The sequence below is a fragment of the Halorubrum pallidum genome (genome assembly GCF_055380345.1).
In genome coordinates this window covers 1,940,848-1,961,862 of the sequence record NZ_AP043945.1, presented here as the reverse complement: position 1 = coordinate 1,961,862, position 21,015 = coordinate 1,940,848, and the positions used below count along the sequence as shown (strand labels likewise).

Annotated in this window: 18 protein-coding genes and 3 pseudogenes; 10 read left to right on the top strand and 11 right to left on the bottom strand. The window is 53.2% G+C overall.

Features of this window, described 5'->3' with window-relative positions:
* Positions 1-122: 122 nt before the first annotated feature.
* Positions 123-827, bottom strand: a pseudogene (locus ACZ45C_RS11640) (DUF7964 domain-containing protein); the annotation flags it as partial.
* A complete protein-coding gene (locus tag ACZ45C_RS11635) occupies positions 824-1,795 on the bottom strand; it encodes a hypothetical protein (RefSeq protein WP_460561855.1) in 972 nt (323 codons plus the stop codon). The pseudogene ACZ45C_RS11640 and the gene ACZ45C_RS11635, both read right to left, overlap by 4 nt.
* Before the next feature lie 107 nt (positions 1,796-1,902).
* Here ACZ45C_RS11635 and ACZ45C_RS11630 point away from each other — a divergent pair, with 107 nt between their 5' ends.
* Positions 1,903-2,262 carry a hypothetical protein gene (locus ACZ45C_RS11630; protein WP_444683505.1) on the top strand — a complete coding sequence of 120 codons (360 nt, stop codon included), beginning with the start codon at positions 1,903-1,905 and terminating at the stop codon, positions 2,260-2,262.
* A gap of 15 nt (positions 2,263-2,277) precedes the next feature.
* Here the strand turns inward: ACZ45C_RS11630 and ACZ45C_RS11625 are convergent, their stop codons facing one another.
* From ACZ45C_RS11625 to ACZ45C_RS11610, 4 genes are all read right to left on the bottom strand, one after another.
* Positions 2,278-3,186 carry a hypothetical protein gene (locus ACZ45C_RS11625; protein WP_444683506.1) on the bottom strand — a complete coding sequence of 303 codons (909 nt, stop codon included), beginning with the start codon at positions 3,184-3,186 and terminating at the stop codon, positions 2,278-2,280.
* Positions 3,187-3,245: 59 nt separating this feature from the next.
* Entirely contained in the window at positions 3,246-3,752 is a 507-nt protein-coding gene (locus ACZ45C_RS11620) for a twitching motility protein PilT (RefSeq protein ID WP_460561853.1), read from the bottom strand.
* Positions 3,749-4,117 (bottom strand): UPF0175 family protein, encoded by a 369-nt coding sequence (locus tag ACZ45C_RS11615; RefSeq protein WP_460561851.1) that lies wholly within the window; start codon positions 4,115-4,117, stop codon positions 3,749-3,751. The genes ACZ45C_RS11620 and ACZ45C_RS11615 overlap by 4 nt, the downstream gene beginning before the upstream one ends.
* A 570-nt stretch (positions 4,118-4,687) precedes the next feature.
* Positions 4,688-5,680 carry a transposase gene (locus tag ACZ45C_RS11610; RefSeq protein WP_460561837.1) on the bottom strand — a complete coding sequence of 331 codons (993 nt, stop codon included), beginning with the start codon at positions 5,678-5,680 and terminating at the stop codon, positions 4,688-4,690.
* Between the two features lie 133 nt (positions 5,681-5,813).
* Here ACZ45C_RS11610 and ACZ45C_RS11605 point away from each other — a divergent pair.
* Together ACZ45C_RS11605 and ACZ45C_RS11600 are read left to right on the top strand one after the other, a co-directional pair.
* A pseudogene (locus ACZ45C_RS11605) lies at positions 5,814-5,969 on the top strand ((2Fe-2S) ferredoxin domain-containing protein); the annotation flags it as partial.
* 252 nt (positions 5,970-6,221) lie between these two features.
* Positions 6,222-7,037, top strand: coding sequence for an IS5 family transposase (locus ACZ45C_RS11600; RefSeq protein WP_464374304.1), 816 nt, complete (start codon positions 6,222-6,224; stop codon positions 7,035-7,037).
* 202 nt (positions 7,038-7,239) lie between these two features.
* On the opposite strand, the gene ACZ45C_RS11595 is transcribed toward ACZ45C_RS11600, so the two are convergent.
* Positions 7,240-7,728 carry a hypothetical protein gene (locus tag ACZ45C_RS11595; RefSeq protein ID WP_460561925.1) on the bottom strand — a complete coding sequence of 163 codons (489 nt, stop codon included), beginning with the start codon at positions 7,726-7,728 and terminating at the stop codon, positions 7,240-7,242.
* Positions 7,729-7,961: 233 nt separating this feature from the next.
* Between ACZ45C_RS11595 and ACZ45C_RS11590 the strand changes: the two genes are divergently transcribed.
* Entirely contained in the window at positions 7,962-9,602 is a 1,641-nt protein-coding gene (locus tag ACZ45C_RS11590; protein ID WP_460561922.1) for a cytidylyltransferase domain-containing protein, read from the top strand.
* The gene (locus ACZ45C_RS11585) at positions 9,589-10,662 is read left to right on the top strand and encodes an N-acetylneuraminate synthase family protein (RefSeq protein WP_464374323.1); all 1,074 of its coding nucleotides are present in this window, start codon (positions 9,589-9,591) and stop codon (positions 10,660-10,662) included. Before ACZ45C_RS11590 ends, ACZ45C_RS11585 begins: the two co-directional genes overlap by 14 nt.
* 1 nt (position 10,663) lies before the next feature.
* On the opposite strand, the gene ACZ45C_RS11580 is transcribed toward ACZ45C_RS11585, so the two are convergent.
* The gene (locus ACZ45C_RS11580) at positions 10,664-12,508 is read right to left on the bottom strand and encodes a glycosyltransferase (protein WP_460561918.1); all 1,845 of its coding nucleotides are present in this window, start codon (positions 12,506-12,508) and stop codon (positions 10,664-10,666) included.
* 170 nt (positions 12,509-12,678) lie between these two features.
* On the opposite strand from ACZ45C_RS11580, the gene ACZ45C_RS11575 reads away from it, so the two are divergent.
* Together ACZ45C_RS11575 and ACZ45C_RS11570 are read left to right on the top strand one after the other, a co-directional pair.
* Positions 12,679-13,641, top strand: a complete 963-nt coding sequence (locus tag ACZ45C_RS11575) for a hypothetical protein (RefSeq protein ID WP_460561916.1) — start codon at positions 12,679-12,681, stop codon at positions 13,639-13,641.
* Between the two features lie 77 nt (positions 13,642-13,718).
* Positions 13,719-14,777, top strand: a complete 1,059-nt coding sequence (locus tag ACZ45C_RS11570) for a glucosamine inositolphosphorylceramide transferase family protein (RefSeq protein WP_464374322.1) — start codon at positions 13,719-13,721, stop codon at positions 14,775-14,777.
* Here ACZ45C_RS11570 and ACZ45C_RS11565 read toward each other — a convergent pair.
* Positions 14,771-16,018, bottom strand: a complete 1,248-nt coding sequence (locus ACZ45C_RS11565) for a hypothetical protein (protein WP_460561912.1) — start codon at positions 16,016-16,018, stop codon at positions 14,771-14,773. The two genes, ACZ45C_RS11570 and ACZ45C_RS11565, sit on opposite strands and share 7 nt — an antisense overlap.
* 260 nt (positions 16,019-16,278) lie before the next feature.
* Between ACZ45C_RS11565 and ACZ45C_RS11560 the strand changes: the two genes are divergently transcribed.
* The 3 genes and pseudogenes from ACZ45C_RS11560 to ACZ45C_RS11550 form a co-directional block, all read left to right on the top strand.
* Entirely contained in the window at positions 16,279-17,097 is an 819-nt protein-coding gene (locus tag ACZ45C_RS11560) for an alkaline phosphatase family protein (protein ID WP_464374321.1), read from the top strand.
* A gap of 738 nt (positions 17,098-17,835) precedes the next feature.
* Complete coding sequence (locus tag ACZ45C_RS11555) at positions 17,836-18,780, top strand: hypothetical protein (protein WP_460561908.1); 945 nt, start codon at positions 17,836-17,838, stop codon at positions 18,778-18,780.
* Positions 18,781-18,861: 81 nt separating this feature from the next.
* Positions 18,862-19,728, top strand: a pseudogene (locus ACZ45C_RS11550) (IS66 family transposase); the annotation flags it as partial.
* On the opposite strand, the gene ACZ45C_RS11545 reads toward ACZ45C_RS11550, so the two are convergent.
* The gene (locus ACZ45C_RS11545) at positions 19,713-19,898 is read right to left on the bottom strand and encodes a hypothetical protein (RefSeq protein ID WP_460561927.1); all 186 of its coding nucleotides are present in this window, start codon (positions 19,896-19,898) and stop codon (positions 19,713-19,715) included. The pseudogene ACZ45C_RS11550 and the gene ACZ45C_RS11545 sit on opposite strands and share 16 nt — an antisense overlap.
* Positions 19,899-20,064: 166 nt before the next feature.
* Positions 20,065-20,880 (bottom strand): IS5 family transposase, encoded by an 816-nt coding sequence (locus ACZ45C_RS11540; protein ID WP_464374304.1) that lies wholly within the window; start codon positions 20,878-20,880, stop codon positions 20,065-20,067.
* Between the last annotated feature and the right edge of the window lie 135 nt (positions 20,881-21,015).

Below are 21,015 nucleotides of genomic sequence, written 5' to 3'. Positions count from 1 at the left end.
TCGAGCAACACCGTCAGCGGCAGCTACTACATCTTCTGAGTGTAAGAACCGTGCTTTAACGCCGTGAAACCGTGAGTTACCGACCCTACCCCGACGCTGTCTTGCGTTCAACAAGGCATTGCTCCATCAACTTCCTCGACGATCTGCCATCCTTGCTGGAAATTTTCGAGGACGTATCCTGTCTCCTCGAACTGAATCGCGAATCGTTCACAGACTGCTCCGAACCCGGTTTCGATGCTAAGTAACGGAATGACGTGGACGATATCCTCGTTCTCCTCCAGTTCACGGAGGTCCGCAACGGGCACAGCGGTTTCTGGAAGTACAGAATACAGCGGATCAGGCAGAAGAGGGCCGCTCTCATCGATTCCCGGAGGATCGTACTGGTCGTTGATCGGGTCGCCCTTCTCGTTCACGACCGCTGGCTCTATGTCACTCGACTCATCGCTGAGAACCTCTTTCAGGATGCCGTAGAAGCGCCACTCGTCGCCGTAGTCGTAGAGATAGCAGATGCGGTCGTACTGTTCGAGACCGAGCTGACGAGTCATCTCACCGATCGTCACATCACCCGCGTTCTCGATCCGCTCGGTACGTAATACCGGATCGCCACCAAGTGATTCCTCATACTCCTGCTGGCACTGGTATTTGACTGCGCTGTCCCAGTAGTCCTCGTCGTCGCCGACAAACCAGAGATGGCCCTGATCGAGCCCGAATACGGGGTTGATCGCCGACTGAAACTCAGCGATCGTTCTGTCTGCGCCGCCGACGATATCTCGCCACAGAGATGTCGGATCGGGGTCGAACTTGACGCGAAAGCGGTAGGCAGTCATCCTTGCATCTCCGTACCCGTGCGGAAGCTCGTGAGGTCGTCGATACGCTGCTCTAGGTCTTCGATCTCGTCTCGAAGTTGTTCAGCTTCGTCGTCATCACTGGCGGCGAGACGGTCTTTCAACCCCTGGAGCCGAGATTCTTTCACGTCTTCATCGACCTCTGCCTTCCGGACGTACTCGCTTTCCTCGATGTTGTAGACATCCGATTCAGAGAGTGTGGTCACTTCGAGTGCTTCATCGACTTTCGAGCGGTCGACGCTCAGCACACGTTCACGGTCGATACCAGCGTTTCCAAGGCGATCTAACACCTCCTCGTCGTCTTTGAGCGAGCGATTGCGGCGACTCGTCCGCTGGACAGAGCCATACTGCCCAGAGACCGGACGGTCGTGATGGAGTCGAGCGAGGAGGACATCTGCGACCTCCTGGCGGAAGTCGTTCGCATCTCGCTGGACATCCGAGAGCAGTGTGTAGAGATTCACCAGCGCATCTGTGTCCAATTCAGGGAGATCAGTCACTTCGTGACGTTCGAGTGCATCAATGAGGAGGAGCGCGTCCGAATAGACAGCCAGTCCGTCGGGTTCAATTCGGTCCTCGTCCGTGGGTTCCTGTTCCGCGTTGACTACCTGCGTCGCCGTCGCGATCTCTGATTGAGTGATGACACCAGCATCCTCATCAACCTCGAATCGTGGATGGACACTCCACACCGCAGGATACGGATCGGCATCTGCCGGGAGACGATCAAGATCAAACCCGTCGGGGGCGTCCTCGATTCGCCGATAGAGCGTTTCGAACTGGTCTCGCTGGAGCGGCCGCGTCTCATCCCTGTCTTCGAAATGGATAATGACGCGAGCGTCCTGTACGTCAGTAATACGAAATCGGTGATGGGAGAGCGGCGTGATGAGCGTCGCACTTTCAGGAAGGTCATCGAGTTCTTCGAGAAGCGTGTGCCAGCTGGCGGTGAAAGACATATACTGTGGTTGTGGCCCATTCAGACTAAATCTTGTTCACAACGCGGCCATCGGTGGGCAGTCTCCGTAACAGACAGTCTGATACGTGTCTCTCCGGAACTACCGATATGGCTGAGACGTACGCACTCCGTGTTCAGATCGAGTCACACGAGTACGACGGCGAGTTCTATCTCGTCGGCCAAGGATACGGAACCCCAGCAGACGTGTTGGACAACGTCGCTGCCGACCATCTCTTGCGAATCACGAATTCGCCACGTATCGAAGAGTACCTGTTCGATGTGCTGAAGCACGGACAGAATACAGGTAAAGCCGAGTATGAGGCGACAGACAGCGATGTCGAATGCTGGATTCACGTCGATGTCTCCTACCAGAGATACGCCTTCGGTGTCGGAGACAGAGTGTTCGAGTTCTCAAGCGAACCGTCCAAAAGCGAAATCGCATCGACTGTCACGCAACTCCAGTCGTAGGCTGTGGACTCTCGTTCAGGGATCGAAGTGGTAGATATAGGGGTGATCAACCTTCCCAGCGGGCATAATCTCTTCGAGTAGCTCGTGAACCTCAGATTCGGAGGGCGCACTAGTGATGATCCGATCGTCGTAGATCGCCACATAGGCTTCGTTAAGTCCCAACTCGCGCAGTTCTCGACCCAAGCTTCGAGCTCGAGCCTTCCCCGTCTCCTGATGGTAAATCCACTCCAGTTCGTCGGTTCTCTCCCGCAACTGCTCGATCTCCGACGCGTATCGCTCCCGATTACGCTTGTTCTTCATATAGAAGCGCAACTCCTCGGCGTCCGTCTTTTCGTCTTCCTCGGGTACTGGAAGCGAGTCGATTATGCCGAAACGATGTTTGGCCTCCTCGTATTCGTCGTCGATGTCGGTACTGAGCGAGCCCCCGAATATGATGTTCTTGACACCGATCCATCCATCGTAGACGATCTGGTCCTCGAACGGCAATAGGACGACACTCGAAACCGGGACTGGAAGTGCAGATTCGTCCCACACTTCGGTGAACGGCAGCCGAGCCGGCCGGACTGCGTATGCTTTCGGCGGTTCTGTCCAATCGAGAAAGATCGCATCGTCCGCTCGATAGCGAACGGCGACGAACTCTCCGGCGACGAAATCAGTCCACGCTGCGACCTGTTCGAGATCAGCTTCTGACAGTTCGGGAGGATTCTGTTCAACGAAGTCCTCTATCAGGTCCGTCGTTGACTCGTTGTACAGCGTATTTCGGAGTGGGAGAAGCTCGTCAGTGTAGTGCTGTTCCAGATCAGCGACTGTTTCGATCCCTTCGATGACATCGAACCGTTCGTTGACGTACACCAACAGATGGGCATAGAGATCCAGAAACCGTTGTTCGCTCTCGTCTGACAATCGTCTGTCGGCTTCACTCATTGGTAATAGACGTGTTTACGGTCACACTAATCAGGCGTTTCGAACTTCGAGCGAGTTCCTCATCGATATTCCGAAATCGTTCGATACGGGACGTAGTACCCGATTTCATCGATCCACGTCGACAGCCACTCGTCAGCAGTCGCTTCATCGATCTTCCCAGCGTCGATTGCAGCCAACAGAACTCCGACGGATCCGACAACGGTCACGCCCTGATCTTTCGCAAACGACCGGGCATCCCCGTCGTCGGTCAGTAGGCGGCCGTCCGCTGCGTCCGCCAAGGCGAACGCTTGGGCCTCGCCGGGATCGAGATGGCCACCAACAACAGCCTCTCTGTTTGCGACGGTGTCCGAAATCGTCGCGACTGGGATCTCATCGTCGAGTGTATCGAGTGCTGACTGAAGATACGGGTGGTCGTCGACCCCGTCTTCGAGTTCCTCGCGAACGACTGGAACCGTACAGATCCCAGAGAGTCCTGCAACCACCCACAGCTGGTCAATGTACGCAAAATTCGAGAGGACGGTCGTGTTCAGAGCGCTCGGGTTGGGTGGGATATCGTCACCTGTCATTTCGCGCGTGACTCCTCGTCGTCCGAGTCCTCGTCATCGAATTCGAGTTCGCTTGCTGCCTCTACCTCGTAGGCTGCGTCGTCTTCGTCGACGAGTCCGAGACGGAGTTCGACGCCGTGCTCACGGAGGATATCACGCATCGTCCAACGGTCGACGTCGGCAAGTCTCGCAGCATCACCGAGCGTAATTCGTTCCCGTTCGTAGAGGGCGACTGCAGCCGCAATGCGTTCGTTTTCGTGGTCCTCGAAGTATTTACGCACGAACTCTCGCAACGCATCGCTCTTGCCCCCGAACACACCAGCCTCGACAGCACCCTCGATGAGGAGGTCGAGGTCGTCTGGATAGGAGCCGGTAATTCGTGCCATCGTCCTATCCCAAACTACGCCTTCATACTATTTATGAACTGCGCCAGGCTTCCATATGCATTGAGACGACGCGTCTCAACTACTGTATTCGGTTGGAAGTTCACAATCTCGGAAGGTGGGTTTGATGCGTGCCTTCTATTCAAGTACAAAGCGATCGAATCAAATATTGGTAGCTGATATTCTCCTGTGTAAATCTTTGAAAATATTGTCCGAGCACATACGACAATATAATTCTGGTCGTTTGGCATCGACGCGATTGACGATGACTTGGTCTGAGGGTACGCTGCTGACTACGTAATCGACTTCAACCCCGCCCTTGGTACGCCTATGTGCTCGCGACCGCGGATCGTGCTGATGGGGCACTATAGTCGGTGTAAATGTTGACTACGACGCGATCAATGCCGAGGACGGCACCTGTATCTCTATTGAACGGTTCCGATCGGGCGGCGTATAGGTCTCGTCTCGGCAATTCTCTCCCTCTAGACTTCTACAGTTGCGACCACTCGTCGAACATTCTTTACTACACCCATACTTTAATTAGGTTACATAGAGCGTGTCATAGAATCCATCTCATAGCTTCTTGCAGCCCGGATCGTTTCCTCGCTCGTAGTTGGTGATTGCGACGACGAGTCGTAGGCACAGCGCAACGTACACCTCTGTTCGTGCGTGGACGCGGCCTCGGGCGCGGACGTGCCCGAGGCCGCAGTCCTTGACTGCATCGTTAGTTCGTTCAACACCTGTCCGGCAGTTGTACGTCTCGTCCAAGATGGATTGCTTGAGCTGAACGTCCTCACTGTGTTCGGTGATGCGGTTTTCGACCCTGTACTCGATATCGAGTGGATCGTCGGTGTTTCGCGGGTTGTAAGGAGCGATTGGCACGACCCCTGCGGCCAGCAGATGGTCGTGCCAATCGAGGATATCGTACGCGCTGTCTCCAAGCATCCAGATCGGTATCTCGACGGCGAGCGCGTCACGCGTGACGCGCATCGCCGTCTGTTGATCCGCTTGTTTGCGCTGTGTGAACTCCGCTGCTATCGGGATCTTTGCGCCGGTCGAGACGATTGTACAGCCGAAGCCGTAGTAGTGCTCCTCGGCTGTTGAATCGTAGTTCCACGAGGCAGCGTCGTTGTACTGGATCGCTTCGACGTGGGTTGAATCGATCGAGTACGTGGAGTCGAGCAGGCCGCGAGCGGCGGCCTGCTCGACGAGCCTGTCAAAGACATCGTCAACAACGTGTTCGAGGTCGGTGAGAAACCGGTCAATCGTGTCTCGTGAGGGCGGTTTGTCGAGGCCGCAGTAGTACCAGACGAGACCGTGCTTGAGCTCTCGTGCGACCGGACGTGTGCCGTAGATATTCTTGTAGTAACAGTGCAGAAAGCCGCGAAAGAGATCCGGTGGCTGGTGAACTCGTGTTCGCCCCCGCTTCGAGGGGGCGAACACGTCGTACTCCAAGAGAAACTCAAACTCAAGATGTTCGAACAGCGGTACTGTCTCGGTAGCCGCTGCATTCAAGAAGTCGTCTACCGAAGCTACGTCTTGCAGGGTTGCGCTTGTGTTGGACACACTTTCCGCACCCTGCGGCTTCGTATGTGGCGCTTTCTATGACACGCTCACACCGGCATTCGCTCTGTTCGTCCATGACTCAACACAGTTCACGAAGCGACGTTTGGGAAGTACCGACAGTCACAGCAGACTGATGAAACACCGTACCGAAGACGTCCAAGAGAACGGCTTTTCCGACCATGTGCTGGTCTGTACGAACGACCGAGACTCGGAGTATGCCTGCTGTGCGGAGGCGAATGGACGCGACGTGTACGAGACGGTGAAATCGTGGCTGCGTGAACGGGATATCTTGCCTTGTTTTGCCGCCTAGTGACGACGTTCTCAGACGCTCTTACTGTAATATTCCGTTAGATTAACCCGGAAATGGACGCCGTCTGGCGATATGGCATCGCTCAGACGGCTTGCTTGGATGTGTCGAGATCTTGCCAAACAGCATGTTGATGATCCGGTGCCTTGTTTTGCCGCCTAGTGACGACGTTCTCAGACGCTCTTACTGTAATATTCCGTTAGATTAACCCGGAAATGGACGCCGTCTGGCGATATGGCATCGCTCAGACGGCTTGCTTGGATGTGTCGAGATCTTGCCAAACAGCATGTTGATGATCCGGACGTACCCGCCGCGCCGGACGGCGCGGACGGGTACGCCGAGTGGGTGCAGATCGCGTTGATCCTGTACCGCGTCGAACTGGAGAAGAGTCTCCGTGAGACCGAAGACTACCTCAACGAAATGCCCGGCGTCCTCGCCGTGTTTGATCTTGACGACGCACCGCACTACAGCTCGTTTTGTCGGTGGGAAAAGGAGTACCGAATGCGTGAACTCCGCCGCCTGCTCCGCGCTTCGGCGGAGCAGGCGGGCTGGAGTGGTGAAGCCGCAATTGACGCAAGCGGCTTTCAACGCGATCAAACCAGCTACCACTACCGCGACCGCGCAGACTTCTCGTTTCAGTCGATGAAGACGACGATTTTGATCGACGTGAATTCGCTAGCGATCAAGGACGTTCATTTCACGACGCAGAAGGCATGGGACGGTCATATTGGGATGCAGGTCTTCCGCCGGAACGCGGAAGACCTGCGCGTGTTATCTGCCGACGCAAACTACTCATGGAGCGATCTCCGTGAGGAGTGTCGCTCCAACTCAACGCGACCACTGATCAAGCACAGAGAGCAAACACCGCTACAGAAGGCTCACAACGCCCGGATGAATGAGGATTACAACCAGCGCTGGATGAGTGAAACGGGCTTCTCGCAGTTGAAGGAAGACGACGGCGAGAAGCTACGCTCCCGGAGCTGGCACGGCCAGTTCCGGGAGCTCACGCGGAAGTGCATCATCCATAACCTAACGCAGGCGGCGAGTTAGGGCTCGCCGCCTGCTCCCCCTTCTCCGGACATATTTGGGAGAGGCATCGCCATCGTCATCTGATCAAGGGAGTAAGATGGCATAGTTTTGACTCTTCGAGCAACACCGTCAGCGGCAGCTACTACATCTTCTGAGTGTAAGAACCGTGCTTTAACGCCGTGAAACCGTGAGTTACCGACCCTACCCCGACGCTGTCTTGCGTTCAACAAGGCATGTTAGCATCTACTGCGGCACCGACGACCGTACTCGGTGCCAATCCCTCCATCGTCGAGTGTTTGACCTCCATGTCGGGAACGGAATCGTCTTCGTCAGTAAAAATCAGATCGTGGAACGATTCGCTCCCAATCCGTGCGCCATACCCGTTTGCGGTGACATAAACCGTATCGTGGTGTGTTCGATTCGCAAAGTGAGCAGTACAGAACTCTTCGCTGTGAGAGCCCTTTGAGTTGATTGCGGTCAACTCTCCATCGATATCAACCGTTTCAGAAAATATATCATACCGACAGGCATCAAGAATAATCAATACATCCCAGTCTTGCTCCATCACGTCGACAACAGGCCCATGAGTCCGCTGAAACAACCGTTTGCGAGGATAGTTCAGGAGCCGCTTTCTGATAACATTTTTTGACTCAGCAGTAATATACTTTGACCCTTTCACAGCGAGCGACGCAGGACCCTCTTCTTTTAGCACGCGGTACCCGCTACGTATTAACCGCATATAGTATCCTGTAAAAGCCTATAGTTTATAAGTTTATATTATACTCGTCGACTGCACCGGTCTGACAGTATTCAGAATGTCGGGATATATAAAATACTTCGATCATCCCAGAAACGATACATTATCTGTCAATCCGTATCTGAATACCGCTAGGAGAGTCACGGTGAGAAAGACTTAACCAGTCGCCAAATAGCACGACAAAAAAGATGGGTGAGAAGGTTCTCTCAGTAATTCCTGCCCGAAAAGGATCAAAGGGAATCCCGAGAAAAAACGTTCGAGAGTTCGGTGACCGGCCGCTGGTCGGCCACGCAATCGAGACCTGTCGGGAGTCCGAACTGATAGATACGGTCGCCGTGACTACTGACAGCCAAGAGATCGCACAGATCGGTCGACGGTTCGATGCGGATGTCGTCATCGACCGACCGAAACAGTTGGCAGCCGATGAGGTTCCTCTTGCCCCAGTCATCGAACATGCGTTCGCCGAAGTCGACGGCGAGTTTGACTACGTACTCTGCCACCAGCCAACGGTCCCACTGATTCGACCGGTGTCGGTCGATAGCGGGATCCGGGCGGGGATCCAGCAAACTGCCGACAGCGTTGTCTTCGTCGTTGACAGTACTCACCACTACTGGAAACAGACTGATGATGGTTTCGAGGCGGTGTCATCGGATCGTGAGAACCGACAGCTGATGGAGCCAATTTACGGAGAAATTGGGGTTTTTCTCTCTCACCGAGACCTCGTCACTAGGGGCAAACGGATTGGCGGGAGTATAGAATTTCATACTGTTGACCACTGGGAAGGAATCGATATCGACACCTACGCCGACTGGCAGACCGCAGAGAGTCATCGGAGTCGCAAACAACTCGTCTACCGAGTCACAGGCAACGATCAGAACGGAACGGGCCACATTTACCGTGGTATTACCCTTGCCGATCACCTATTTGAGCACGATATTGTTTTTGCGGTGGAACCAAATGACAACATCGCAATCGACATGCTCGAAGGTAGTAACTACGACTACCAAGTGTTTGACGACAATGCGTCCTTTGTAAATTTCATTGAGGAGACATCACCGTTTGTCGTCGTCAACGATATTCTCGATACCACTGCAGACTACGTCACAGCGCTCCGGGCCGCAGGAAGTCGCGTCGTGAACTTCGAGGATCTCGGTGATGGTACCGAACATGCCGACGCAGTCATCAATGCGCTGTATGAACATTCGAATCCACCGGAGAACCACTACTACGGATTTAAATACTTCTGTCTCCGCGGGGAGTTCCGGTATGCAACCCAGAAATCTGAAATATCCTCAGTCGACCGAATTATGATCTCATTTGGCGGCATCGACGAAAACAATCTGACCGCACGGACGCTACAGGCACTCGCCGAGCTAGACGATCAACTGTATGTTGATGTCGTGTTGGGACTCGGCTATGCAGATCCTGAGCAGCTTGATCCTATTGTTGAAGCACTTCCCGACAATCTGCAGGTCGAGATCAACCAACAGGTACAGTCGATGGCTCAACGGATGGAGCAGGCCGATCTCCTGATCACCTCTAACGGTCGTACGTTGTACGAAGCCGGCTCGCTCAATCTACCGGTGCTCTCGATTGCCCAGAACGCTCGGGAACAGAAACACCCCTACGCATTCGTATCCAGGGGTGTTCTTTCACTTGGACAGGCAGCGTATGTCTCTGAGGAGATGATCCGAACTGCCGTAACCGACTACATAACGGACGAAACAAGACGAGAAACAATGCGCACAGCACTTGCAGACCACGACATTGCGAACGGGATCGAGCGGATCAAACAGATCGTATTTGACGAGACACATGAAAATCGCTGACACGAGCGTCATCGACAGCTCACAGCCGTATCTGATCGCCGAGATCGGCGTCAACTACTTTGACATCGCCGAAAAACGCGATATTCTTCCGCTCGAAGCCGCCAAGGAAATGGTCGCAGAGGCCGCCGAGGCTGGCGTCGATGCGGTGAAGTTCCAGTCATACACTGCTGAACGGCTCGCGTCGAAACACTCTCCGGCCTACTGGGATACCGACGAGGAGACAACTGAATCACAGTACGAACTGTTCGAGCAGTACGACAAATTCAGCGCCGCAGAGTTTGAGGAGATTGCTGCGTGGATCGACGACAACTACGATGTCGATTTTATGTCGACACCGTTCGATTTCCACGCCGTCGACTATCTCGAAGAACTAGTCCCGGCCTACAAAATCGCGAGTGCGGATCTGACGAACCACCCACTGCTGCGGGTAATTGCACGGAAGGGAAAACCGATCCTATTGTCCACGGGCGCGAGCACGGTTGGTGAGATCGATGACGCAATTCGCGTGATCGAAGACGAAGCACCGGATCCAGAGCTCTGTCTGCTCCACTGTATTCTCCAGTATCCAACTGACGAGGCAAACGCCAACCTCGGAATGATCGACCATCTCGCAGAGATCTATCCAGAGTATCCCGTCGGCTACTCGGATCACGTACCGCCGGACGAAGGAATGATCACGCTACTCAACGCCGTCGTCCACGGTGCAGACATCATCGAGAAACACTTCACTCTCGACAAAACGCTTGCAGGGAACGACCACTACCACGCGATGGAACCCGACGACATCCGGACGTTTCGCGAGAATGTGGCCCTCATGTCGACGACGACGGGCGCATCGCGGAAAGAACCTATTGAAGACGAAGCTGATAGCCGGAAACACGCACGGCGGAGCCTCGTTGCAGCGACCGACATCGCCGACGGGGAGCGAATCGACAGGGAGCAGATCGCGATCAAACGACCGGGAACGGGTATCGCACCGGAGCATCTGGATGTCGTTGTTGGTCGAGAAGCGCGTTCGGATATCGCTGCCGACGAGATCATCCAGTGGGATCTCGTCTGACTTACTGTTTAGTCCGAACCGAACCACTGTCGAGATCGTTGTCAATCGAGATTACAGGGAACCCCTGTTGGTCGGTGGCTGCTTCCCATGCAGCTTCATATTCGCCCAACGAGTAAGTTCCATCGAACAGACGGTCCGTCTCTATCTCTGACAGTAACTGGATTGTACCGCCCATCTCAGCGGTGTCGTCGGTGTCGACGTTGATAATCGTCTTGCTCGCCAGCAGGTCGGAGGCAAGCGGCAGCGGATCGTACTGAGCCGCCAACAACAACAGCACGGCACTGGAGGCCGTCTGTTCACAGAGCGTTCGGACAGTCTCTTGGCTCCCGGTGGTATCGACGATCAGGTCGTACTCCAAGAGCCCTGTGGAGGATGATCTGTTGACTGGAAGCTGATCGAGGTGGTCAACACTGTAACCTTCGCGATGAAGAAGTTGCACAACCACCTCTGCAGCCGGATTATCCCCAACAACAATACAGTGAGCCGAGGGTGACAGGAGTTTTCCGGCACGGTCGATGCCTTTTCGCAGCCGCCCAACCATACCGGCCAAGGCTCCGTCTTTCGGCTCGGTATCCAGAGAGTAGACATGATCCGACGGAATCGCAAGGAACCGGGAGTAGGCACCGTCATCGGTATCCTGTCCCAGTTTGATCGGATCGAGACAGTCGGTGTCGGAGCCACCGCTACAGGCCGTACAGATTCCACAGTCGAACTCTGTGTCGCCGACCACAACATCCCCGATTTCGACCGATTTGACATTTGCTCCAATATCGATCACTGTACCGACGTAATTCCGGCCAGGAACGACTGGATACTGTTCGATATTAGTTCCTTCCAGACTGCTGTCAGCGGGTGAGACACCAATATAATCGGTCCGGACCAACACGTCGTTGGGTTTGATCTCCGGCAGCGGTGCCTGTTCAAGAGTGGTAGTTCCCTGCTCGTCGACTATCACACGTTCGTTGGCTTCAGGATAGAAATATTCAAACCGATCTGAATTGAGCTCTCGATCGGTTGTGAGTCCGTCGACAGTTCCCATATGCTGACAGTACCGGAATCGGCCGATCTCGACCAGTGTCTGGATATCGAACTGTCCCCCTCGAACGGCCGCAACCACGTCACCGAGGATGTCAAGTGGAATTTTCTTGTATTCGTGCCACCGATCCGACTCGCCTTTGATACCGATCTCGACATCAGCAGCTGCCTCCCGCTTGAACCGGTTGTACACTTGCGTCCACGTCTCGTCGTGGATATGGTAGATGCAGGCATCCGGATCGTAGACGACGACATACCCCTGATCCATGAACTGTTTGGCCCACTCGATGTCCTCGTGACCCGTGAGATACTCGTCGAATGGGTGTTCCTCCCACAGCTTTTTGCGGATCACAGAACTCGCATTGTTTGCAAAGTAGTCGGGTGGCGTCTGGCGTTTTGGCTCCTCGCCAAACAGTTCGTTAAACAGTCGCCGCTCGGAGAACTTGTTCTGCTCGGCTCCGATCTGATTGCTGTAGGTCATTGCCACCTCCTCGTCGTCGAACTTCTTGACCATTGATCCGAGCCACCGGTCGTCAGTCGGAATTGCATGTGCGGAGAGAAACGAAACGAACTCGCCGTCGGCTACCTTACAGCCAGCGTTACAGGAGTGACCAAAGGTAAAATCGTGTGGTGCAACGAACTCGACCTTATCAACGTACTGGTCGGCAATTTCGAGTGTCCCGTCTGTCGATCCCGAGTCGACGAGAATAATCTCGAAGTCCTGATAGGATTGCTCAGAGATGGCCTCCAGCACGTCACCAATGTGTTCGGCCTCGTTGAATGAGCGAACGACAATACTCGTTTCGGGCATTCGTTACAAAGCGTATTTTGTTCTAGTACGTATCCTTGTCGAATCGACGATTAAACCAAAACCTACACTGGTCGAAACCGAAGCAGAATCCGGACTCGTACTGTCGGTGAAGGGATGAGTACAGAACATCCGCTGATTTAAATACTTGAAAACCTACGGAATTATCAACAATGGGCACATACAATCTGGGTTCTGTATATACTGCGATACGCAATCCGAAAAAAGCGGGTCGCTATCTGAATCGGTTTCTGAACGCAAAACTTCTCAAACAGAAGTACGGAACTGGGTTCGATCTGCTAGCTGAAGACTGGGATAACCTCATTATCCTGGATGGCTGTCGGTACGATATTTTCGACCAATACAACACGTTCGAAGGGACGACAAGGCCGGTCATCTCGAAAGGCGCACACAGTTTCGAGTTTATGAAGAACACCTTCGACGGAAAACAACTCCACGATACGGCCTACGTAACGGCAAATCCGTGGTCCGAGGAGCTTCCGGACGACACGTTTTTTCTCACTCGGCGAACATATACGGATCATAACAAGGGTGGCGAAGCAAGACTTCCCGAAGATGTCGCAGATTTAACGATCAAAACGTTCGAGGAGTATCCAAACAAGCGATACATCGTTCATTTCATGCAGCCGAACAATCCGTATGTGGGTTCGAAGGCCGAGCAGCTACGGGCGGATCTGCTGGCGAATCAAAACGTTCTCTGTACGGAGCTCCACACACCCGGCGAGTCCGACAGATCGAACGTCGTCGACGAGGTGCCAAACCTCAGACGGGCCCTGAAAAAAGGCTATATTACGCAGGAACAGATGTTTGAGGTCTACATCGAAAATCTCGGAATCGTCACTGATCACGCGAAACGAGTTATCAACGAGTTAGATGGGAAAACAGCCATCACTGCGGATCACGGTGATATGTTCGGCGAACGGCTTGCGCCACTCTACATCCGGGAGTATTCACACTGGGAAAACGTGTATTCGAAACAGCTTCGAACGGTTCCGTGGCACGTCCAGGAGTCCGAAACCCGACGGGAGATCGAGACCGGCCGTCCACAGGGGAAAGAATCGATGGGCGACTCCGATGTCGAGGAGCACCTGAAAAGTATGGGATATCTTCAGTGACGGGCGACAAACGGACGATGAAATCGCTCAGACATCAGTTTCGAACGTTCGTAGGTAAATCAGCGTTTGTGCGACGAGTGCATGCGGTTTCCCTTCGAAAGTACGCCCACCTCTATCGACGGATACGGTCGACTGATCGAACCGACGCCTACCAGCAGCTAGTGAATACGGAGCGGCAGCTCAGAGACGATGAGATATCCGACGAGGGATTGTTCACCGGGACTGCTCGACTGAAGCCACACCCTGAGGCAGCGAATCCGGTGCTCACGCGGGACGACATCACCGACGCCTCGGCAACGTTCGTCGCGGATCCGTTTGTCGTCTACAATCGCGGTGTATACGATATGTTCTTCGAAATTAAAGACAGTGGCGGAGAAGTCTATATCGGTCATGCGTTCAGTGAAGACGGTCTCAAATACGAGTATAATCAAACGGTACTCGCCCCGGAGGTCGCACAACACACCTATCCACACGTGTTCCGGTACGACGGTGAGTGGATAATGGTTCCCTCTCCAGGAGCCAATGTCAATGGACAGTTCAGAGTGTACGTCGCCGATGATTATCCAACCGAGTGGCGGCTTGTCGCAACACCGATTCCGGATCGGGTTCGACAGGATCCAACGCCGATTCTCTGGGACGGGACATGGTATCTCATCTATCAAGATACAGATTCTATGGACATCGTGCTGGCATATGCCGATTCGCTAACCGATTCAGGGTGGCAAACACACCCAGCGAGTCCGATCTTTCGGAACGATAGAGATGCAATCGAGCAGTGTTCAATTGGTGGCGCTGAGATGGTTCCGTCCGGTCGGCCGGTCTACCACGACGATAGCGTGGATATTTTTTATAGATCTCACATTAATACGGAGCTGTATCAGTACCGGATCACAGAACTATCGACGGAGCGATTCAAGCAACAGGAGGTCGGTGAGCGACCCGTCTTCGCGAAAATCGATCGACAACAGTGGAACAGACGGTTCATGCACACGCTAAACCCTGTCTACCCATGGCGTTGCAGCGATGACATCATTGCAGTCGACGGGTTGGAAGCCGACAACTACAGATACAGTATTGGAATCTACACCACCGACACAAGTATCGACTCGCCGAACAGCGCCCAGCAAAATCAGTGAGCGTCGCTTTTCCAGTCAGTTGAAAGTGACTCGATTAGTGCACGGTACTCGTAGGGAACGTCGAACGGCTCTCGGCCACCGTAGATCATTAGTCGGTACAGTTCATGAATGTTCGCTTCGGACTGTTCAGGGGCATTTCCCCGGTGTAGATCCCGGAGTATGTCGACCGTTTCAGCGTTCGTAGTCGGCTGATGTCCGGCATTCGATCTATCAAACGCAGTATTATTCGAGTGGAGATACGATGGATAGAGATGATGCTTCTCCTGAAGGAACGCTTCGATCCCGATACTCGATCCGAAATTTATCACGGCATCGGACTCCTTAATCAGAGAGACAGACGGAATGTCCGCGATGATCTCCGTATTGGAGTTTGTTTCCATACTGCTGTACATATCACTCGGTAAGCTGTCTCCGCGTGTGTGTTCCTTAATAATGAGATGGACCCACTCCTCAGTCGCGAGCTCCGAGAGTAGCTGTAGTGTCTGGCCTTTGTCGACGTGGTACTTCCAGTGTGGAAGCATGAACACGACAGTGAGTTTGTCGTCGGTCTCCACTGCCGGTTCGTAGGCGTCGTAGAATTCCTCATTGATCGCTTGCCACTCCGGATAGTATCTGGCACTGCCGATCAGATAATGATTGTCCGGACGGACACCAAAGAACGTGTTCGACTCCTTGTGGAACTCGCTTTGCTCGACGTAGGCGTCATATCCGTTTCGAGAGGCCATGATCCGGTCGCCGTTCTCTGCGGCGTTCGTCCTGACATCCTTGATATCGATATGAGTGTAGATGTGGGCCCCGTGTGGGACAGAAATCCTCGGAATTCCGAGTTTCGTCGCTGCGTGATAGAACTCGGCGTGACTCGTCCGTTGTGGGGGCCCCCACTCGAAAATGCAGGCAGTCGGGTTGACCTCACGAAGCGCAGGCACAGCATATCGATTCGAGAGACGCGTCTTTTGGAGCAGTCGACGGAGATACTGATAGACGTAGCTCGCGGGTTCGGTATCGTTCTCGCCGAGCCGGAACATCGGCTTTCCCCATGAAAGACCGAGGACATCATCTATAGTTCGGAGTTCAAAATTGTCGTACTGCTGAAGAAATTGGAGCCGAGGATCGCTCTCGCCGGGATAAGTCGAATCAAGTAATATAGCGACGACATCGTCAGCCTGTTCGAGACACTCCCACATGATCGGCGAGATGTGATCGATGTCATTGAAATGACGAAGGAAAAAAACCGGATTCATACATACTCCTGTAACGAGCACCCTATTTCAATAGTGTGATTCGCGTATAGGAAGTGTTCCGTCGACTCGCCCCGTCTCAGAGTTGCGATCGAGAGGATATACAAACGAACAACATTATGCCGACCGATGACGGTCGTTCCCACATGAACCTTGGACGAATTAAAAAAGGGCTTTCGAATCCAAGACTTGTGGCTCGTTTTTTGCGAGAGCAAGGTGGAAACGCCCTTTTGCGGTGGATTTTTGACGACAGCGGCGTTCGTGTGCTCGATCAGGAGTGGGATACACTGGTTATTCTCGACTGCGGTCGATACGATATCTTTGCTGAACTGGAGCCGTCGTCCGGGACCCTCAGAAAGAAGCGCTCAGCGGGCTCCGTGACTGCGGATTTTCTCAAACGCAATTTCAGTGGCCGTCGCGCTCACGACGTGGTATATTTATCTGCAAATCCACAGGTAGCAAACCATAGAGAACATCTCGACGTTCATAAAGTAATCGGGATGTGGCACGACGACAAACGCGAAAAGCAAGGACAGGAAAACCGGCGTGGGTTGACTGATCCAGAGCCAGTTGTCGACCGGGCAATCGAGCTCCACGAGGAGTATCCGAACAAACGTCATATCGTGCATCTCCTGCCGCCGCACGTACCACACATATTCAAAGACGGCGCGGAGCTCCCGACCGATTCACCGTACCGCAACTACGAGGCAGCCCGAGCAGGGGAAGTCGACGCCTCGGAGATGCGGGACATCTACAGTGAAAACTACGAGTACGTGATCGATGCAATTCAGCCGCTCATAGACGAGATCGACGGCAAGATCGTCGTCACCGCCGACCACGGCGAACTGCTTGGCGAAGGAATGCCACGCTGGATGAAGCACCTCCACAATCGCTGGGGAAACCAGTGGTGGAAGTACGACTTCGGCCATTACGGTGATATCGATGTGCCCGAGTTGGTCGACGTGCCGTGGCTCGAACTGCCGGTCGAGACACGCCGGGAGACCGTCTCGGAGCCACCTGTTACTGACGAGTACGAAACGGAGAGTATCCGATCTCAGCTTGAAGCATTGGGTTATCGGTGACCGAACACGGAAGTGTTCTATCAATACGGTACAGCCGTGGAGTTCAGTGCTGGGAAGACGTACGGATGTAGTTGGATAGCGACACAGTCTGTTTCGTAGCTCTCACATTGCTAGCGAACGTAAGCGACAGCAACGGCGTTGCTCGGAGTCGAAATGAAGGACATGAGGAACACCCCAACCATCGGCTGAACCGGAAGAAACAGTCCACGTTGACGAAAGGTACTGTCAGGACTGTGAACGTGTGCTCACTGATCCTGCTAACTACACCTCATGAACGGTTATCGACATCCCACATCCAGTCCAAATGACCGTTGTTGAGCACAAACTTGGACGAATGCGTGTGCAGAAACGAGGTTACTACTGAACATCCTGACTGTCCAAGACGAGACGGGTAAGCCCTAACCGATCTTGGAAAGTTTCACGAACGCCTACTAAACCGCCAGTAAGCGAAGTTATTTGACATACATGACGATTTGACATCGCTCGATGAGGGCGATCCATTAGCCGCCCGCTTCTCATAGTCTGTAGCCTCAAGTCGAACGACTGCTTGCAACCGTGGCTCTCTTGGCATCGTGGAATATAAAACGACAGGCTGATGCCGTACCTCTGATCTTTTCAACACCGTAGAAAGTATACCAAGCACTCAAACATATTCTTAATGCTGTACTCTGAAACCAATGATGTACTTTTGAGGAGCGAATCACAAATTCTATATCCTCTTCTTTATATGAACGGACTGTGCCACCGTTGAACGAACTTTATAATAAATACGAAGGCGAGCGAATCTTTCTCCTTGGAAACGGCCCAAGTTTGCAGGACACTCCACTCGAAAAGATCGACAACGAGTATACGATGGGTATGAAGAGAGTCAACGATATTTACGACCAGACGTCTTGGCGACCCTCATTTTATTTTAACCCAAGAGAAGATCTACCTGATAAAGAAGAGAGATTCATTGGGCAGAACATAAAGGATGGGATAGCCTGTTTTATAAATAAAGAAACATTTCACAAGTTTGGAGAACACGACAACGTCTACTATATCGATCGGAAGGAGTGGAAACGAGAACCAGTCACAAGCATAGCGGGGAACGATATCCATTCAAAAGATTTCACCGAGTTAGAGAAGGAATCAATTGAAGAGAGCTATAGATACTGGTCAGATGATCCTGCTGAATTCTTGTATACGTACAATTCAATGTTTGCTGCCATTCAATTGGCTGTGTACTTCGGATTCGATGAGATCTATCTCCTTGGTTGTGATCTCGGATACGACTATCACGATCCACACATGATATTCGATACTGGAGTAGATCCAATGGACTACTCAACCGGACCGAAGGACTTCTTGACACGAATCCCTGCCTTCCTCAAAGGATGTCTGAAGGAACGTGTTGTTCTCAGATCAATGGCAAATGCGATTGCATTTTTGCTCTTCCTTACACCGCTGGCAGGTATGTACATCCGATTTACACAGTCTATTTTGAACAGCGGTGATCCTAATCATTTTTCATCGACGTATCGAGTTATGCCCAAAGACAATAGGTACGCTAACGAAGAAATACGAAGGAGCCACATCGTTGTAAAGAAGATTCTCGAAGATCTTAACATCGATATTTACAATGCGACCGTTGGCGGTGAACTTGAAGTGTACGAGCGGGTTGACATCGAAGAGATCCTCTAATCTACCCTGTCGGTAATTGGATAGCAGTTCTATGTCGAGACGATTTCGTATCAATCTCATAGACCGCTCTCTAATGCAGAGATAACTGTATCACTGGGGAGTCGCAGATCGACGGAATCTGTCGATTCCGTGATCCTCACCGATGATAGTTCGCTACTCCGCCACAGCTGGTAATCAAAGAGCTTGAGAACCGATTTCTACGATGCCAGATCCTGGCACAACAACGAGAGATCAAACCACTTGAGCTCGCCTCAAGCGGTACGAAAACCCAAGCACACCACCCAGTAAACAGGGTGCTACGGCTAAATCACCTAGCAGTGACGGCCAAGACGGGGACGAAGCCGAAGAACCTCAAGAAGACAACACTGGCGGCGACCCATCACCTATACGTAGCAAAGGTCACGAGGGAATTACTCGACCGCCACCTAAACCAGAAGAAACTATTCGGGTTGACCAAGGGTACTGTCCAGCTGTGAGCAACACCTCAATAACCCTGATAGCTACGTTTCACGAACTGTTATCGATGTCCCGCTTCCCATTCCAACCACTGTCGTAGACGAACTCGGCAAACACCACTGTTCCCATGGAAACGAGGTCGTTGTTGAACATCCTGACTGTCCCGAAAAGGGTAATTTGGGCCAAGTATCATGGCCTAAACCGCTCTCGATCGGTTTCATCAACGACTTCCGAACCGCAAACAGGTCGAGCTGTTTGACTGGGAGCTCGACCTCCCACCGGACGATCTACAACTTGACCAAGCGGGTCGCAGACCGGCTGTGATCCGCATACAATGACGTCAAAGAAAAGATTCAGGAGATTTAGGTCGTCTACTGTGACGAAACAGGCATTCTGGTTGACGGAGAGTAACGCTGGGCGTGAACATTTGTTACTGATGAAGAAGTGCTGTTCTGGATGGATGAAAGCCGTGGAAGTCAGGTCTTAGAGGACTCGACGTGGGCCGCGTCGAGGCTCTCGGCAAGGTATTCAAGAAGGACCGATTCAATATTTTGCTCGGTAATGAACTCGGCAAGCGTGATCAGCTGTATCGTTTTGTCGGCGTCGATGTTAACATGCCTTGTTGAACGCAAGACAGCGTCGGGGTAGGGTCGGTAACTCACGGTTTCACGGCGTTAAAGCACGGTTCTTACACTCAGAAGATGTAGTAGCTGCCGCTGACGGTGTTGCTCGAAGAGTCAAAACTATGCCATCTTACTCCCTTGATCAGATGACGATGGCGATGCCTCTCCCAAATATGTCCGGAGAAGGGGGAGCAGGCGGCGAGCCCTAACTCGCCGCCTGCGTTAGGTTATGGATGATGCACTTCCGCGTGAGCTCCCGGAACTGGCCGTGCCAGCTCCGGGAGCGTAGCTTCTCGCCGTCGTCTTCCTTCAACTGCGAGAAGCCCGTTTCACTCATCCAGCGCTGGTTGTAATCCTCATTCATCCGGGCGTTGTGAGCCTTCTGTAGCGGTGTTTGCTCTCTGTGCTTGATCAGTGGTCGCGTTGAGTTGGAGCGACACTCCTCACGGAGATCGCTCCATGAGTAGTTTGCGTCGGCAGATAACACGCGCAGGTCTTCCGCGTTCCGGCGGAAGACCTGCATCCCAATATGACCGTCCCATGCCTTCTGCGTCGTGAAATGAACGTCCTTGATCGCTAGCGAATTCACGTCGATCAAAATCGTCGTCTTCATCGACTGAAACGAGAAGTCTGCGCGGTCGCGGTAGTGGTAGCTGGTTTGATCGCGTTGAAAGCCGCTTGCGTCAATTGCGGCTTCACCACTCCAGCCCGCCTGCTCCGCCGAAGCGCGGAGCAGGCGGCGGAGTTCACGCATTCGGTACTCCTTTTCCCACCGACAAAACGAGCTGTAGTGCGGTGCGTCGTCAAGATCAAACACGGCGAGGACGCCGGGCATTTCGTTGAGGTAGTCTTCGGTCTCACGGAGACTCTTCTCCAGTTCGACGCGGTACAGGATCAACGCGATCTGCACCCACTCGGCGTACCCGTCCGCGCCGTCCGGCGCGGCGGGTACGTCCGGATCATCAACATGCTGTTTGGCAAGATCTCGACACATCCAAGCAAGCCGTCTGAGCGATGCCATATCGCCAGACGGCGTCCATTTCCGGGTTAATCTAACGGAATATTACAGTAAGAGCGTCTGAGAACGTCGTCACTAGGCGGCAAAACAAGGCATGTTAACAGCTAACCGCACATTAATCGTGGCGCGCATGAGACA